The organism is Verrucosispora sp. CNZ293 (assembly GCF_002754655.1).
Genome location: NZ_PEFR01000001.1, coordinates 3,561,172 through 3,575,437, shown reverse-complemented (window position 1 = coordinate 3,575,437; position 14,266 = coordinate 3,561,172). Strand labels below are relative to the sequence as shown.

General features: G+C 69.8%; 16 protein-coding genes. 6 read left to right on the top strand and 10 right to left on the bottom strand.

What is annotated here, in order from left to right; all coding sequences use genetic code 11:
- The first annotated feature begins 41 nt into the window (after positions 1-41).
- The 3 genes from CLT74_RS16175 to CLT74_RS16165 all read left to right on the top strand — a co-directional run bounded on the left by CLT74_RS16175 (position 42) and on the right by CLT74_RS16165 (position 4,887).
- The gene (locus CLT74_RS16175; protein WP_099847284.1) at positions 42-1,871 is read left to right on the top strand and encodes a glycoside hydrolase family 15 protein; all 1,830 of its coding nucleotides are present in this window, start codon (positions 42-44) and stop codon (positions 1,869-1,871) included.
- A 345-nt stretch (positions 1,872-2,216) separates the two neighbouring features.
- Positions 2,217-4,463, top strand: coding sequence for a M48 family metalloprotease (locus CLT74_RS16170; RefSeq protein WP_099847283.1), 2,247 nt, complete (start codon positions 2,217-2,219; stop codon positions 4,461-4,463).
- Between the two features lie 13 nt (positions 4,464-4,476).
- Entirely contained in the window at positions 4,477-4,887 is a 411-nt protein-coding gene (locus CLT74_RS16165; RefSeq protein ID WP_099847282.1) for an effector-associated constant component EACC1, read from the top strand.
- A gap of 25 nt (positions 4,888-4,912) precedes the next feature.
- On the opposite strand, the gene CLT74_RS16160 is transcribed toward CLT74_RS16165, so the two are convergent.
- Together CLT74_RS16160 and CLT74_RS16155 are read right to left on the bottom strand one after the other, a co-directional pair.
- Complete coding sequence (locus CLT74_RS16160; RefSeq protein WP_199172392.1) at positions 4,913-5,740, bottom strand: DUF72 domain-containing protein; 828 nt, start codon at positions 5,738-5,740, stop codon at positions 4,913-4,915.
- Between the two features lie 170 nt (positions 5,741-5,910).
- Positions 5,911-6,837 (bottom strand): alpha/beta fold hydrolase, encoded by a 927-nt coding sequence (locus CLT74_RS16155; RefSeq protein WP_486582334.1) that lies wholly within the window; start codon positions 6,835-6,837, stop codon positions 5,911-5,913.
- Positions 6,838-6,915: 78 nt separating this feature from the next.
- Here CLT74_RS16155 and CLT74_RS16150 point away from each other — a divergent pair, with 78 nt between their 5' ends.
- Positions 6,916-7,515 (top strand): TetR/AcrR family transcriptional regulator, encoded by a 600-nt coding sequence (locus CLT74_RS16150; protein WP_099847281.1) that lies wholly within the window; start codon positions 6,916-6,918, stop codon positions 7,513-7,515.
- Here CLT74_RS16150 and CLT74_RS30240 read toward each other — a convergent pair.
- The 3 genes from CLT74_RS30240 to CLT74_RS16140 all read right to left on the bottom strand — a co-directional run bounded on the left by CLT74_RS30240 (position 7,488) and on the right by CLT74_RS16140 (position 9,706).
- Positions 7,488-7,961 carry a hypothetical protein gene (locus tag CLT74_RS30240; RefSeq protein WP_143697172.1) on the bottom strand — a complete coding sequence of 158 codons (474 nt, stop codon included), beginning with the start codon at positions 7,959-7,961 and terminating at the stop codon, positions 7,488-7,490. The genes CLT74_RS16150 and CLT74_RS30240 overlap by 28 nt on opposite strands.
- A gap of 35 nt (positions 7,962-7,996) precedes the next feature.
- Complete coding sequence (locus tag CLT74_RS30235; protein WP_143697171.1) at positions 7,997-8,299, bottom strand: hypothetical protein; 303 nt, start codon at positions 8,297-8,299, stop codon at positions 7,997-7,999.
- 156 nt (positions 8,300-8,455) lie between these two features.
- Entirely contained in the window at positions 8,456-9,706 is a 1,251-nt protein-coding gene (locus CLT74_RS16140; RefSeq protein WP_099847279.1) for a ricin-type beta-trefoil lectin domain protein, read from the bottom strand.
- 191 nt (positions 9,707-9,897) lie between these two features.
- Here CLT74_RS16140 and CLT74_RS16135 point away from each other — a divergent pair, with 191 nt between their 5' ends.
- On the top strand, positions 9,898-10,611 hold the full coding sequence (locus CLT74_RS16135) for a Clp protease N-terminal domain-containing protein (RefSeq protein WP_099847278.1): 714 nt from the start codon (positions 9,898-9,900) through the stop codon (positions 10,609-10,611).
- A gap of 4 nt (positions 10,612-10,615) precedes the next feature.
- Here the strand turns inward: CLT74_RS16135 and CLT74_RS16130 are convergent, their stop codons facing one another.
- Both CLT74_RS16130 and CLT74_RS16125 read right to left on the bottom strand, forming a co-directional pair.
- A complete protein-coding gene (locus CLT74_RS16130; protein WP_099847277.1) occupies positions 10,616-11,134 on the bottom strand; it encodes a hypothetical protein in 519 nt (172 codons plus the stop codon).
- 157 nt (positions 11,135-11,291) lie between these two features.
- The gene (locus CLT74_RS16125) at positions 11,292-11,480 is read right to left on the bottom strand and encodes a DNA repair protein (protein WP_099847276.1); all 189 of its coding nucleotides are present in this window, start codon (positions 11,478-11,480) and stop codon (positions 11,292-11,294) included.
- 155 nt (positions 11,481-11,635) lie between these two features.
- Between CLT74_RS16125 and CLT74_RS16120 the strand changes: the two genes are divergently transcribed.
- A complete protein-coding gene (locus CLT74_RS16120) occupies positions 11,636-12,295 on the top strand; it encodes a GNAT family N-acetyltransferase (RefSeq protein WP_099852123.1) in 660 nt (219 codons plus the stop codon).
- 196 nt (positions 12,296-12,491) lie between these two features.
- On the opposite strand, the gene CLT74_RS16115 is transcribed toward CLT74_RS16120, so the two are convergent.
- The 3 genes from CLT74_RS16115 to CLT74_RS16105 are packed head-to-tail and all read right to left on the bottom strand — an operon-like array spanning position 12,492 to position 14,186.
- Positions 12,492-13,190 carry a TetR family transcriptional regulator gene (locus CLT74_RS16115; protein WP_099847275.1) on the bottom strand — a complete coding sequence of 233 codons (699 nt, stop codon included), beginning with the start codon at positions 13,188-13,190 and terminating at the stop codon, positions 12,492-12,494.
- Positions 13,153-13,647, bottom strand: coding sequence for a DCC1-like thiol-disulfide oxidoreductase family protein (locus tag CLT74_RS16110; RefSeq protein ID WP_099847274.1), 495 nt, complete (start codon positions 13,645-13,647; stop codon positions 13,153-13,155). Before CLT74_RS16110 ends, CLT74_RS16115 begins: the two co-directional genes overlap by 38 nt.
- Positions 13,644-14,186: a hypothetical protein gene (locus tag CLT74_RS16105; RefSeq protein ID WP_099847273.1), complete on the bottom strand. Its 543-nt coding sequence runs from the start codon at positions 14,184-14,186 to the stop codon at positions 13,644-13,646. Before CLT74_RS16105 ends, CLT74_RS16110 begins: the two co-directional genes overlap by 4 nt.
- Between the last annotated feature and the right edge of the window lie 80 nt (positions 14,187-14,266).

Sequence of the window (14,266 nt, the reverse complement as noted above, 5' to 3'; positions counted from 1 at the left end):
CCCGGGTAGTCGCCGTCTCCGCGCGAAGGTGGGAGGACGGGGTGGACCGCTACCCGGCGATCGAGGAACACGGCCTGATCGGTGACCTCCAGACCGCCGCGTTGATCAGCGACGACGGCACGGTGGACTGGTTCTGCGCACCCCGGTTCGACTCGCCGAGCATCTTCGGTGCCTTGCTGGACCATCGCAAGGGCGGCCACTTCCGGTTCGCGCCGGAGGGGGTCGACTACGTCAGCAAACAGCTCTACCTGCCCGGAACCCCGATCCTGATCACGCGGTTTCTCAGCCGGGACGGGGTGGGTGAGCTTATCGACTTCATGCCCGTGACCGGGGAACGGGTCACCGACCGGCACCGGTTTATCCGCATCGTCCGGGTGGTGCGTGGCACCATGCGGTTCCACTTCGACTGCCGCCCACGGTTCAACTACGGACGCGACAGGTACGAGCTTGAGGTGCACCCGCACGGCGACGTCTTCCGCAGCGGCGCGCTCACGCTCAGCCTGACCCCCTTCGAGAACCGGGACGATCTGATCGATCGAAGTCGCATCCGGCGCGACGAGGCGGGTGTGCGCGCGACGTACCTCCTCCGCGAGGGAGACGTCGGGGGTGTCGTCCTGGAGACGGCGTGTCCGCACCCACCGCGTCCCATCGACCTCGCGGAGGTGAACGAACTGCACGACCGGACCGGTGAGTTCTGGCGGCGCTGGCTGGCGCGCTCCTCGTACCGGGGACGTTGGCGGGAGATGGTCGAGCGGTCGGCGATCACCCTCAAGCTGATGACGTACGCCCCCACCGGCGCTCTGGTCGCCGCGCCCACCGCGGGCCTGCCGGAGCAGGTCGGTGGCACCCGGAACTGGGACTACCGGTACACCTGGATCAGGGACGCGTCCTTCTCCGTGCACGCGCTGCTGCGGCTGGGTTTCGGAGAGGAGGCCCGGCGGTACCTGGCCTGGCTCGACGACCGGATCCGGGACGCGCACGACGCCGGCCGGCCGCTTCAGATCATGTATCGGGTCGACGGCTCACCCGACCTACCCGAGGAACTGCTGGGCCACCTGGAGGGATACCGGGGCTCCGCGCCGGTGCGGGTGGGCAACGGCGCGGCCGACCAGGTTCAGCTCGACATCTACGGCGAGGCGCTCAACTCGCTGCACTTCGCCGACCGCAACGGGCTGTTCGTGCCGCACGAGGGGTGGCGGAACACCGCGCGGCTGATGGACTGGCTCTGCGAACACTGGGACCAGCCGGAGGACGGCATCTGGGAAACCCGTTCCGGCCGGCGGGACTTCACCTACGGGCGACTGATGTGCTGGGTGGCGCTCGACCGGGCGATACGTCTGGCGGCAAGCCGTGGGCGGCCCGCCGACACCGGTCACTGGACGCAGGCCCGGGACGCCATCTACGACCAGATCATGAGCCGGGGCTTTCACCGGAAGCGGGGCGCGTTCGTGCAGCACTACGACACGGACATCCTGGACGCGTCACTGCTGGCGATGCCGTCCGTCGGTTTCGTCTCGCCGGTCGACCCGATGTGGCAGTCGACGCTGCGCGCCATGGACCAGACGCTCGTCTCCGACAGCCTCGTCTACCGCTACGACCCGGCCGCCTCTCCGGACGGTCTGCCCGGTGCCGAGGGCACCTTCAGCATGTGCACCTTCTGGTACGTGCAGGCGCTCGCCGCCTCGGGGCGGCTCGACGAGGCACAGCTCACCCTGGAGAAGATGTTCACCTACAGCAGTCGCCTGGGCCTGTACTCCGAGGAGATCGCCCCGACCGGGGAACAGGTCGGCAACTTCCCGCAGGCGTTCAGCCACCTCTCGCTGATCAGCACCGCGGTCAACCTCGACCAGCACCTCGACGCTCCGCGCTGACCGGCCCCACGAGGGGCTGCGCTGCCGGCCGGGAGGCCGTAGCGGAAGCGTCGGCAATTCCCGTGGAATTCTCATCTTTGTCGCCGCTGGGTGCCGGAAACCGAAAGAGCGCCGTCATTGGACCCGGAGTGGCTGTCCGCTCTGCACCAACTGCCGGAATCAATGAGTCGGCGGCAGGCAAATCGGTGCGGAACCGGGTGGCGTGGCGGTATTCACCGGAGTAAGGTCTGCCCCTACCGCAGAGTGGTTCATTGACTGAAACGCGGCCCTGTCTGCTTCCGGGAAAACAGTTCCGAGCGGACCGGGCCACCATTTTGCCCTGTTCAGCCCCATGGAGGAGTCCCGGTGCAGCAGGATGCGGTGCAGCCTTCCGGCGATCAGCAGAATCAGATCACCGACAATTCGTCGCCGGTGCGGACGCGGCCGTCGGTGCCCGAAGGTGACGTCACCCGGCACGACGCCGAGAGGGGGCGACTGGCCAACCGCCCGCCCGGCTACCCGAACGCGATCGTCTGGCTCCGCGTCGGGATCCTGCGTGACTGGCGCGGCGTCCTGGGCTCCTTCATCGCCGCCTGGTTCTATGTGCCTGTCGCGTTGTTCACCGCGGTGGTGCTCGCGGTGGTCGCTGGTCTCACCTTGGCGTTCACCGGCGGTGGAATGTTCGCGGATCTCGTTCCCGACGAGGTTCGGGACGCTCCGATCATCGGGCGACTGGTCAGTTCCTTCCTGGAGCAGTCCGGTGGTGCGATCGGTGCCTTCGTCGGTGCCGCAATCGCGTTCCTGGTTGGCCTGCTCATGGTGCCGGTCCTCCGTTTCAACGGAGCGGACAGCGGGGTCTCCCTGCTCGCCCAGTTGGTCGGAATAGCGGCTGCCGCCATTCTGGTGGGTGTGCTCTACACCCTGTACCGGGTGCTGTTCGAACATCGACTGCTGCGGGTGTCGGGCGCGCGTGAGCTCAGCCGTCGGGAGAAGGAACTGGTCATGCCGATTCTGCACGAGTGTGCGGAACGGCTGGGGCTGCCCGGAATGCCGCGACTGCTGGTCGAGGACGATCCGGTCAGCACGAATGCGCGCACCTATGCCCGGCACATCGTCGTCACCACCGGTCTGCTCGCCGACCCGCCGGACGAGATCGCCGCGCTACTGAGCCACGAGCTGGTGCACTGGCGTACCGGTGACGAGATCACCTCGGCCTTCGTCCGGGGTGTCGGGCTTCCACTCGTGCTGGTGCACGCCGTACCGACCTGGCTGATGCGCACGTTTCCCCACCCGGCGACGAACATGTTCGTCTTCGTCTTCTTCTGGCCGGTCCTGCTGACCATGAAGTACCTGGTGCAGCCGTTGCACCGGGCGGACGTCCGGGCGGCGGAGTACCGGGCGGACCTCGGCGCGGTGATGACCGGGCACACCGAGGGCCTGCGCGCCGTCCTTGAGCGCCGCAAGTCGTTCGAGAGTGGGCGCAGCGGCTGGGACGAGGCCGTCTGCGCCGAACACCCCCCGAACGAGCTGCGTCTGGAACGGCTGGAATCGGTCCGGGCCGATGGCGACACCGACGGACCGGAGATCCCGCCTCGGCGGGTGATCGCCACCGCGGAACTCTTCGGCGGCGACGACCCGGTCGACCTGCGCCGGCCGGCCGTCATCGGCGGGGTCGCTCTGCTGTCCTTCTGTCTGCTCTCCAGCCTGCTGGGCGTCGTGCAATGGGGCTTCTTCCGGCCGGAGAACGCCGTCGACGGGTACTTCTCCGCCCTGGCGGACCGCAACGTCGACGACCTTGCCGGGTGGCTGAACCCGGAGGCCGGCGCCGCCGTACGCGACGACGCTCTGCTCGGCGAGTTGATCAGGTCGGCGGATTACCAGCCGCCCACCGATATCGACATCCGGGCGATCGAACGGGAGGACGACGACGCGACCGCCACTGTCTCGTTCGTCGTGGGCGAGAGCCGGATGGAGGCGGACGTGATGCTCCGTCGCGACGAGGAGTCGACGCTCGGGGTGTTCAAGGGCTGGTACGTCGTCGGCGGTGTCTCGGCCCTCTCCGTCCTCGCCGGACAGCAGGGCCTCATGATCAACGGAGTGCCGGTGCCGGAGGGCCCGGAGGAGCAGACGGTGCTCTCGGTGCCCGGTGTTCATGTCGTGACCGCTGCCGCGAACCCGCTCACCGAGGTGGTGCCGCAGCACATCACCGTGCTGCCCGGCACCGACGTCGACACGCCGATCCACGCCGTTCCGGAATTGAAGCCCTCCGCCCAGGGCCGCATCGACGCCCAGGTGAAGACGTACCTGGACGAGTGTGCGCGGCAGACCGTGGCCGCACCGCAGGGCTGCCCCTTCCAGCTGTACGGGTACCAGGACGCCAAAGGTCTCAAGTGGACGATCGACGAGTACCCGACCACGCAGATTGACGTGATGGGTCCGTCGGTCGCTCAGGTCTCGACGCCGTACGAGGGCCGGGGCGCGGTGCGGGTGAGCGGTACCTACGAGTCCTTCTACGGCAAGGAGACGTTCACCGAGAACTACGTCGTGGACGTCACCGGCATCGTCACCGTCACCGGGGACGAGTTCTCCTTCCAGCCCGGCGTCGACGAGTGATGAGGAGCATCGGGTGACCGACACGTACCCGACGGCCAGACAGCCCGTGCGGCTTCAGATGATCGTCGATCGGCGACGGCCCGCCGCAGTCTCGCTCGTCGACTGGATCCACCGTCGTCCGGAGTTCCGCACCGGTGTGCGGGACCTGGGCGCACGGACCGGTGGCCGGGCCGGCTTCAGCGAAGCTGTGATCATCGCGGTGGTCGCGCAGAGCCTGCTGCCCGGTCTCTTCGCCCTGTTGCAGACCTGGCTGAGCCAGCAGCCCAGCGGCGCCACCGTCCGGATGCGCATCGGTGAGTCGGAGGTGGAGATCCAGGTGACCGGACGCACGGATCCCAGGCAACTGCTGGAGCAGGTCACCCGGACCATCCAGGAGAACCCCGGCCCCGAACCACCGCACCCGGGGCGGGACGCCACCGCCTAGCTCTCCCGGCTCGACGAGCCGACGGTCAGAAGAGGGTTGTCGGTTCGACAGGCACCGGCTCGGGCAGTGGTGCCAGCGCCGGTACGCGGGCGCGTACCTCGTCGTGGAAGCGGCGGGCCAGGGTCGGCGCGTCGGCGTTGTCCGGGGTGTGGATGAAGACGGTGGGCGACCGGCCCTCGCGCAGCCAGTTCACGGTCAGGTCCACCCACTGCCGCCAGCCCTCGACGGTACGCGCCGGATCGTCGCGACCGAGGTAGCGGATGATCGGCCGGTCGGTGAGTGCCACCGTACGCGGCGGCATCCTGGGTTTCTTCGTCCACGCGTCGCGTTCGGCGTCGCTTGTCGGCGGATCGGCGAAGAACACGGTGGTGTCGAACGGGATCCACTCGGCGTCGGTCTCGGCGAGCGCCGTCTCCAGCAGCCGGGTCGCGTGAGGGTCGGTGAAGAACGCTGGATCGCGCACCTCCACGGCGGGTCGGTGGGCGGCGGGCAGCCGGCGCAGGAACCGGGCGAGCGTGGGTACGTCGTCCGGGCCGAAGGAGCCGGGCAACTGGACCCAGAGGGCGTACGCCCGCGAGCCGAGCGGCTCGATCGCGTCGAGGAAGGCGCGCATCGGCGTGTCGACGTCGGTGAGGCGGCGTTCGTGGGTGACCACCTTCGGCAGCTTGACCACGAAGCGGAAATCGGGGTCTGTCTGCTCCGCCCAGGAGGCGACCGTCTCACGGGCCGGGGTGGCGTAGAAGGTGGTGTTGCCCTCGACCGCGTCGCACCAGCCGGCGTAGTGCCGGAGCCGCTCGTGTGCCGGCAGGGGATGGGGGAGCAGTCTGCCCTGCCACGACCGATGGGTCCACATCGCACATCCGACGTGCAGTCGCATGGCCACGCCGGCTCCTCCAGCCTCGGTACACCGCAGTCGTTTTCGCTCGAAACGGCGATCGGACGTACCGTATCCGGCGGCCGGATGCCAGCCGGCGGGCGGGCGTCGGGACGGGGCAGGCGGGTTCCCGGCACCGCCCCGCGTTGTCACCGACCGGGCTGGTCGCGCTGGACGGCGTCGTCCGACGTGCGGTCGGCGATGAAGCCGAGCACGCGCGTGTTGACCAGCTCGGGACGCTCCAGCGAAAGACCGTGGCCGGCACCGCGCACCATCTCCGCCCGCACCGACGGGATCAGCGCCTGGGCCCGGGCCACCGCCTGCCGTGGTCGTAGCAGCGAACTGCGCTCGGCCACCAGGAGCAGCACCGGTACCCGGATCGCCCGCAGCTCGTCGTCGTCGAACCGGCGGGCGGCAGGACGACGGGTCCGCCAGTGCCGTGCGGCGATCATGACGGGGGCCAGTTGCTCGGCCGACTCGACAAGTGCGTGGTTGGCCAGCCGGTGGGCGAACCAGGCCCGGGTGCGGCGCGGCGCCAACGTGGCCAGGGCACCCGCGAGGACATTTGCGTAGAACTTGACCGGGACCTTCTGGAGGCCGCCCGGGTCGAGCAGGGTCACCGAGGCCAACCGGTCGGGTCGGTGTACGGCCAGGGCCAGCGCCAGGAAGCCGCCGTACGACATCCCGACCAGGTGGACGTCGCTCAGGTCGAGGGCGGCGAGCGTCTCGTCGAGCCAGGCGGCGCTCTCGGTCGAGCCCACCACCGGACGCCGTTGCACGCTGCGTCCCGGGTCGTCGATGGTGTCAAGCGCGTACACCGGGTGGTGCTCGCCGAGCGCGGCGACCTGCGGATACCAGTTCGAGGAGTTGCCCTGGGCGCCGTGCAGCAGCACCACAGGTGCGCCCTGCCCGGCACCGTGGCGGTGCACGTGGACGGTGCCGAAGCTCGTCTCGACGTCGAACTCCTGTCGGGGCTGCGGCCAGGACCGCATCGCCACGTCGTACGCCTGGAGGAATCTCTCTCGCGCCTGATCGTTGACGAACCGTCCGACGCCGGGATCTCTGGTGGCTGTCACCGGGCCTCCTCACCGAGCTTTGATAGTACGATCGTACAATACAAGCGTACTAGCAAAGCGAGAAGGGTGAGGTGCCACATGCCCCGGCTGGCCGACCACGACGAACGGCGGGCTCTGATCGTCTCCGCGCTCCTGCGCATCGCCGCGAGCCGAGGTCTGCACGCCGCGAGCATGCGAACGGTCGCGGCCGAGGCGGGCGTCTCGGTCAGCACCGTGCAGTACTACTTCCACACCAAGGAGCAACTGCTCTTCGCGGGGCTGCAACACCAGGCCGAGGCGGTCGGCCGGCGGATCGAGGCCGGGCTGGCGGACAGCGCGACGGCCGGTGTCCGCGACCGCCTGCACGCCTGGTTGGTGCAGCTCATCCCCGTCGACGAACAGCAACGCGCCTCGTACACCGTCTTCGCCGCCTACCACGCCCTGGCGCTTACCGACCCGGCGCTGGCCGAGCTCTCCTACACCCGAGGCTCCGGGGAACTGGAGAACGTGCTCCGGGCGCTGCTGGCCGACGCGCAGCAGGCCGGTGAGTTTTCCTCGGCCCGGGACGTCGGCGCCGAGGCGGGCAACCTGCTGGCGCTGGCGACCGGCCTGGCCGACAGCGTGATGGCGAACATGCGCGGGCCGGAGGCCGCGATCGCCCTGTTGCGCTATCAGCTGGACCAGTTGTTCGACGCCTGACTCCCCGGTCGGCGGCGACGAGCACGTCGGGTCTGCGGATGCTCAGCCGGCGGCGGTGCGGTCGACGGTGATGGCGGAGACGCCGCTGGTGGCGTCGATGTCGTAGCGGTCCGTCGCGGAGTTCCACTCCGGCGGGGTGAATGTCGTTCCGCCGGCCACCCCGAGTGGGTGGTGCCGTCGACGGTGACCGATCCGGCGCCGCCACCGGCGCGTACCTGCACGGGAGCGTCGCCGGCCAGGTGGACGACGACCTGGCTCGCGCCGCCGCCGAGCACTGTCCGCTGCGTCCCCTCCGGCGCGGGCAGCGTCAGTTCGACCCGGTTGGCACCGGCGGTGAACTCGACGTCGCCGACCCGCGCGCCGCGCAGGTCGAGGTGCTGCTCCTTGGCGCCGCCGTTGAGTCGGACGTGCCAGCGGACCGATTCGGCAAGCACCACCTCCACCACCGCCGGACCGTCCCGGTCGGTGCCGCGCAGGCTGGTCAGCAGGCTCCCGTCGGTGAGCGAGACCGCGGGCCGGACGCTCGCGTCGCGGGGGTGGACACCCGGTACGCGTCCTCGCCGAGGTCGGCGGTGCCTATCCGGACCACGTCGGCGCCGTCGAGCAGCACGAAGGTGGCCTCCCGCAGGTCGCCGACCGCTCCGGTGACGACGTGCCCGTTGCGGCCGTCGCCCCGGACCGTCACCCAGGTCCAGGTGGCCACCACCACGACGACCACGACCAGCAGGATCGCCCCGATCCACCACCACAACCGTCGTCCGCCGGCTACCTGAGTGCTCTCCACGTCGCCTCCCGCACATCGATGACCGCATGGGTTACTACCCGCCTGTCACCGACTCTTACGCGCGGGACGCCCGGCGGGCTCACCGCGGGCAGCGCCCGACGTGCTTGCGGGCGCTGCCCGGTCCCCGTGCCGATCCGGGTCTGGTGGCGGGTGCCGTCAGGCTCGGGACCACTTCTGGTTGGGGGTGCCGGCGCAGTCCCACAGTTGCAGCCGGCCGCCGTTGTTCGGGTTGTTCTCGCGTACGTCGACGCAGCGGTTCGCGTTGAGGTTGACCAGGTCGCCGGCGGCGTTGAGGGTGAAGCGTTGCGCCGGGTTGCCGTTGCAGGTGACCAGGTTGACCTCGGTGCCGTTGGCGGTGCCAGCCCAGGCCGGGTCCATGCACTTGCCCATCGCGCGGATGGTGCCGTCGGCGGCGAAGGTCCACGCCTGCGCGGCCGTGGTGTTGCAGTCCCAGATCTGCAACGGCGCTCCGTCGACCGGGTTCGCGCTGGGAATGTCGATGCACCTGCCGCTCTGCTGTCCCCGGATCCGGGTGGTGCCGGTGTTGCCGCCGTCCGGGACGTAGCTGGAGACCCGGACGTAGTCGACGAGCATCTGCTGCGGGAACTGGGTGCTGCCGTCGGGGTAGCCGGGCCAGTTACCGCCGACCGCCACGTTGAGGATCATGAAGAACGGGTGGTCGAAGACCCAGCGGTTGCCGCCGAGTCGGCTCGGGTCGACCCGGAAGAACTCCGACCCGTCGAGGTACCAGCGGATGATGTTCGGTTCCCAGTCCACCCGGTAGGTGTGGAAGGTGTCGGCCAATGGCTGCCCGATGGTGCGGCTGCCGGTGATCCCGCCACCACCGGAGTAGCCCGGCCCGTGGATGGTGCCGTGCACGGTGTTCGGTTCCCGCCCGACGTTCTCCATGATGTCGATCTCGCCGGAGGCCGGCCAGCCGACGTCGCCGAAGTCCCGACCGAGCATCCAGAACGCCGGCCAGATGCCCTGACCTCGGGGGATCTTGATGCGCGCCTCGAACCGGCCGTACGCCTGGCTGAAGGTGGCCGCGGTCAGCAGCCGGGCCGAGGTGTACTCACACCGACCGTAGTGGCACTGGTAGTTGGCCGGATTCTCCCGGCGGGCGGTGATGACCAGGTTGCCCTGACCGTCGTGCACGGCGTTGCTCGTGCTGTTCGTGTAGTACTGCCGTTCGTTGTTGCCCCAGCCGTGACCGCCGATGTCGAAGCGCCACTTGGACTGGTCGACAGGGGTGCCGGCCGGCGAGTTGAACTCGTCCTGCCAGGTGATCCCGCCGATGGCGGCGGCGGCCGGTGCGGTCTGCACGGGTAGCAGGAGTGCGCTGGTGACGAGGGCCGCGCTCAGGGCGGCGGCGGCCCGCCGGAGGCTGCGGGAGATGGCGTACACGATGGGATCTCCTCGGGGGTGGAGGGACGGATGCGCTGGCGAGGCGGGTGGAGAGCGCTCTCCAAATCCGAGTCTGTCGATTTCGACAGAATTAGTCAAGGTTGTTAACAGCGATCATCGGCCGATGCTGCTGCGACGACGGGCGTCAACCTTGGGTTGACGGCAGAGCATCGTCAACCTAGAGTTGACGCATGACTGAACCCGTGCAGATGAGCAACCCGGTCCGGCTCGACGACCTGATCCAGGCCATCAAGCGGACCCGTACCGACGCCCTCGACCAGCTCAGTGACGCCGTCATGATCGCCGACCACATCGGTGAGGTCGCCGACCACCTGATCGGCCACTTCGTGGACCAGGCCCGCCGCTCCGGGGCGTCCTGGACCGAGATCGGGCGCAGCATGGGGGTGAGCAAGCAGGCCGCCCAGAAGCGTTTCGTGGCCTCGGCGTTGGATCCGCAGGAGGGCTTTCAGCGGTTCACCCCACGCGCCCGCAACGTGGTGATGGCCTCGCAGAACGAGGCGAAGGCCGCCGGTAACGCCGAGATCACCCCGGCGCACCTGGTGCTCGGCCTGCTGGCCGAGCCGGAGGCGCTGGCCGCCAGGGCACTGGCCGCCGGTGGTGTGTCGGTGGAAGCCGTGCGCGAGGCCGCCACGGCGGCGCTGCCGCCGTCCTCGGCGGAGGTCCCGGACCTGATCCCGTACGACACCGCCGGCAAGAAGGCCCTGGAGCTGACCTTCCGCGAGGCGCTGCGGCTCGGGCACAACTACATCGGCACCGAGCACATTCTGCTGGCGCTGCTGGAACAGGAGAACGGCGAAGGCGTGCTCACCGGACTCGGCGTGGACAAGGCCGCCACCGAGGCGAACATCGCGGCGGCCCTGGCCAAACTGCGGACGTTCGAGTAGCCGCTCAGGGCTCGACGGGGAAGCCGTACCGGGCGGCGTGCTCCGGGTCGGCCGGATCGATCTGGCGCAGCCCGGCGTCGGCGAGGCGCTTGTTCACCTCGTCGAGTCGCTCCCGCACCAACCGCCCCTCATCCTCGGTCACCCGCCCCCGGTGCGGCCGGCCAGCGTGCTCGATGGTGCCGTAGTCGATCTTCTCGGCGCCGCGACGGGTCTTCGGCGGGCGGACCCGCTCCGCGGTCTTCAGCAACTGCGCCATCGGCACGTCGGTGGCCATCGCGTCGAACTCGCTGGCGGTCAGCACCACCCGCCGCGGCTCGCCGTGGCCGTGCCGGTCGTGGATCTCGACCACCGCCACGTCAAGCGCCGCGTCGTCGATGCTCTCCACCTCCACCGGGGTGGCGTCCAGTTGCACGGGCCCGGCCACCAGGTCAGGGTGCTCCAGCACGACGACGCGGACGGCCTCGTCGTCGGCACCCAGCACCGTGCCGCTGAAGTCGGAGACGTGGATCGTCTTCTTGCCCATGGATGTGCCAGCTCCTGTCGTGACCCGTCGAAGGACCAGCAGACGTTACCCGACAGGTGTGCGAAAGCGCGCGCTGGCTCGCCGCGCTAGAGACTTCCTCGGCGCGCCACCCACTCGGTCGGCTGGCCGGTGATCGCGGCTATCCGCAGCTGGTGCGTCACTGGGGATTCAGGTGGTGACGGACGGCACCGGCCGGCAGGCTGTTCAGCTCGCACCAGGAGAGCGCGCCGGGCCGGGTGCGGTGACCCTGGTACGGCGCCTGGGCCGGGAATCGGCCGGTGGTTCGGAGGCCGCGCCAGGCGCACCCGGTGTCCTGCTGATAACGGTCCTGCGGCTGTTTCGGCATACCCCCACCGTTTCAAAGAAAGTTGTCCATGTATGGAAATGGATATGACGGTCGATCGATCGTTAAGGTTCCCCGGATCACCCCCACCTACCCACCGAACTCACCTCGCCGTCGTACGGTGAGCGGCATCGGCGGTGACGGACCCGGAGGTGTTGATGCTCGACCGGCGTCTCCACCTGCACCTGGCGACCTGGCTGGGACAGTGGCCGGCCGGCCCGGGCCTGCACGTGGTCGGGTCGGGGCGGCGCACCAGGCCCGCCTGGGACGGCCGGCCGCGTCCTGCCATCGCGGTCCACGCCGGAGGCAGCGGTGTGCTCTCCGTGGCACCCGACCGGGTCGGGACCGTACGCGATCTGGCGCACCACCCGGAGGGGCTGCTGAGCGCCTTGCCTTCGGCTGTGGGATATCCCGGCTGGGCGGTGCACGACGACGTGTTCCGGTGGAGCGTGGCGCCGGCGGCGCTGCCGGAGGTCGGTGAATGGGTACCGCCCACCACCGCTGGTCTGCCCTCCTGGCTGCGCCTGTTCGACAGGTCGGTGCTCGTCGTGCGGGACCACCGGGGCCGCTACCTGGCCGGCGTCGGGATCAAGCGGCACGACCAGCACGGACACGAGTTGGCGGTGGGCACCGTCCCGGCTGCGCGGGGGCGCGGCCTGGCCCGGCGTCTGGTGGCCCAGGCCGCCCGTCGGGTGCTCGACGACGGTGCGGTGCCGACCTATCTGCACGACCGGCGCAACGGCGCCTCGGCGCGGGTGGCGGAAGCCGCGGGATTCCCCGACCGTGGCTGGCGGTCCTACGGCGTCTATCCGAGCTGACCGCTCACCGGCAGGGCGCGGACCGTGGATCCCGGGCCGGATCCACGGTCCGCAGCCTCCCCCCAGGTCCGCGTGAAGCTCCAGTGACGATCACGCTACGTATCGAGAACCCGCTCTGCAAGCCGCCGCCACTGTCTCGTTGCTGTCCAATTGTGGACTTGACCTGCGGATAAGCGTGTCGCTCAGTCCGCCCCGGTCAGTGACGCAGGGTGTGAATAAGGCCGACGACCTGTTGGGTCACCGGCCGCAGCACGCGTAGCCGCGACAGCTTCACCAGCCGGTCGACAAGTGGCACCGCGCCGTCGATCAGTTGCCGGGTCCGGGTCTGCCCCGGCGAGCGGTCGTAGACCCAGAAGAGCACCACCCCCATGTAGGCGAGCCAGAGCAGCTCGGGCAGTTGGGGGCGCAGTTCCGCGTCGACCTTGGCGGTGGAGCCGGTGAGCACCTCGGCGTAGAGGTCGATGGCCGCCTCGCGGGGTCCGGAGGACTCCGGGGAGAACGGGCTCAGTGGCGAGGTGGGTTCGGCGGCGGTCTTGAAGAAGCTCGCCGCGAACTCGTGCGACGGGGTCAGCACGTCGATGCCCGCGTGCAGCACCCCGGCCAGCCGGGCAGCGAAGTCGGATTCGCGGTCGAGCACCGGCTGTGCCGCCGCCCGGTGTTCCGTCTGGGTGCGGGCGTAGAACTCCTGGATCAGGTGTTCCTTCGACTGGAAGTAGTAGTAGGCGTTGCCGACCGCCACCCCGGCCTCCGTCGCGATGGCGCGCATCGTGGTGCGGGCGTAACCACGTTCGCGGAACAACCGCATCGCGGTCTCCAGGATCAGCTGCCGCGTCTGCTCGCCCCGGGCGGTCGCCGCCTCACCCGCAGCGGTCGTCGGCACAGTCTGGTCGGTCATTCCGGTCACCGTATCCCGCCGTGCCGTCGGTCGGCGCCGGCGACGGCTCACGGACCCGCTCCCGGACCGCGGAGGCGGCGGCCACCATCGTGCGGGCCAGCGGCAGCAGGTGCGGGCGGGCGAGGCGCTGGGCCGTCTCCCGATGGTCGGCGAGCGCCCACAGGCAGGCGAACCAGGCACCGTCGCCCGCGTACACCTCACCGGTGTCGGCGATCACCGTGAGATCGCGCAGCGTCGCGTCGTGGTCCAGGCCCGGGAAGCGCAGCCGGGCGGTCGCCGAACCGGCTGGCAGAAACTCCAGTGGTACGAGCTGGGCGCGCGACGCCAGCCAGCCGCGCGCGGCCCGGCACAGTGGGCAGTGCGCGTCGTAGAGGACGGTGAGACGCCGGATGCCACCGCCCCCGTGTGCGGTGGCATCCGGCAGTCCGTCTGTCCCGGCCCGACCCGGCGTTGTCATCGGGCCGGCGGCGTGGGCGGGGCCGGCGGAGTGCCCTGGCCGGGTACGGCGGGTGGGGCCCCCTGGCCCGGCGCGGCGGGTGGGGTGCTCTGGCCCGGCGCGGTGGGTCCGGTGCGCGGGCCGTGCGGCACCGGCGGGTAGGCGTGCTGCATCGGGAGCCGACCGACCGGAGCCAGGGGCGGATGGGTGGCGAGCTGGCGCAGCCGGTTCCGCCGGTAACGGCCCAGGGCGAAGACGTTGAAGAAGTGCAGCGCGCCGAGCACGAGCAGGACCAGCCCGATCTTCAACGAGAGTTCCTCCATTGCGACGCTTGTCGAGCCGACCGGCCCGGAGTGCCGCATCGCCACCGTGACGTAGCCGAGGTTGAGCAGGTAGAAGCCGACCACGAGCAGGTTGTTCACCGCTCGGGCCAGCCGTTCGTCGGCGAACACCTCATCGAGGAAGACCAGCCCGTTACGAGTGAGCGCCCGCGCCACCCAGATGGTCAGCCCGATGCTGACTGCCAGGTAGACCAGGTACATCCAGACCTTGATGTCCATGCGTCGGCCCAATCTTGAACGTGTTCAACATGATGGACGTCAGCGTACGACAGAAGTTGAACGCGTTCAAGATGGCTGGA

Bases quoted from the DNA above. Each gene is read 5' to 3' on its own strand.
- CLT74_RS16115 (WP_099847275.1), bottom strand. From the start codon at position 13,190: ATGACCGACCAGACTGTGCCGACGACCGCTGCGGGTGAGGCGGCGACC.
- CLT74_RS16135 (WP_099847278.1), top strand. From the start codon at position 9,898: ATGACTGAACCCGTGCAGATGAGCAACCCGGTCCGGCTCGACGACCTG.
- CLT74_RS16130 (WP_099847277.1), bottom strand. From the start codon at position 11,134: ATGGGCAAGAAGACGATCCACGTCTCCGACTTCAGCGGCACGGTGCTG.
- CLT74_RS16120 (WP_099852123.1), top strand. From the start codon at position 11,636: ATGCTCGACCGGCGTCTCCACCTGCACCTGGCGACCTGGCTGGGACAG.
- CLT74_RS16105 (WP_099847273.1), bottom strand. From the start codon at position 14,186: ATGGACATCAAGGTCTGGATGTACCTGGTCTACCTGGCAGTCAGCATC.
- CLT74_RS16125 (WP_099847276.1), bottom strand. From the start codon at position 11,480: ATGCCGAAACAGCCGCAGGACCGTTATCAGCAGGACACCGGGTGCGCC.
- CLT74_RS16150 (WP_099847281.1), top strand. From the start codon at position 6,916: ATGCCCCGGCTGGCCGACCACGACGAACGGCGGGCTCTGATCGTCTCC.
- CLT74_RS16160 (WP_199172392.1), bottom strand. From the start codon at position 5,740: ATGTGGACCCATCGGTCGTGGCAGGGCAGACTGCTCCCCCATCCCCTG.
- CLT74_RS16110 (WP_099847274.1), bottom strand. From the start codon at position 13,647: ATGACAACGCCGGGTCGGGCCGGGACAGACGGACTGCCGGATGCCACC.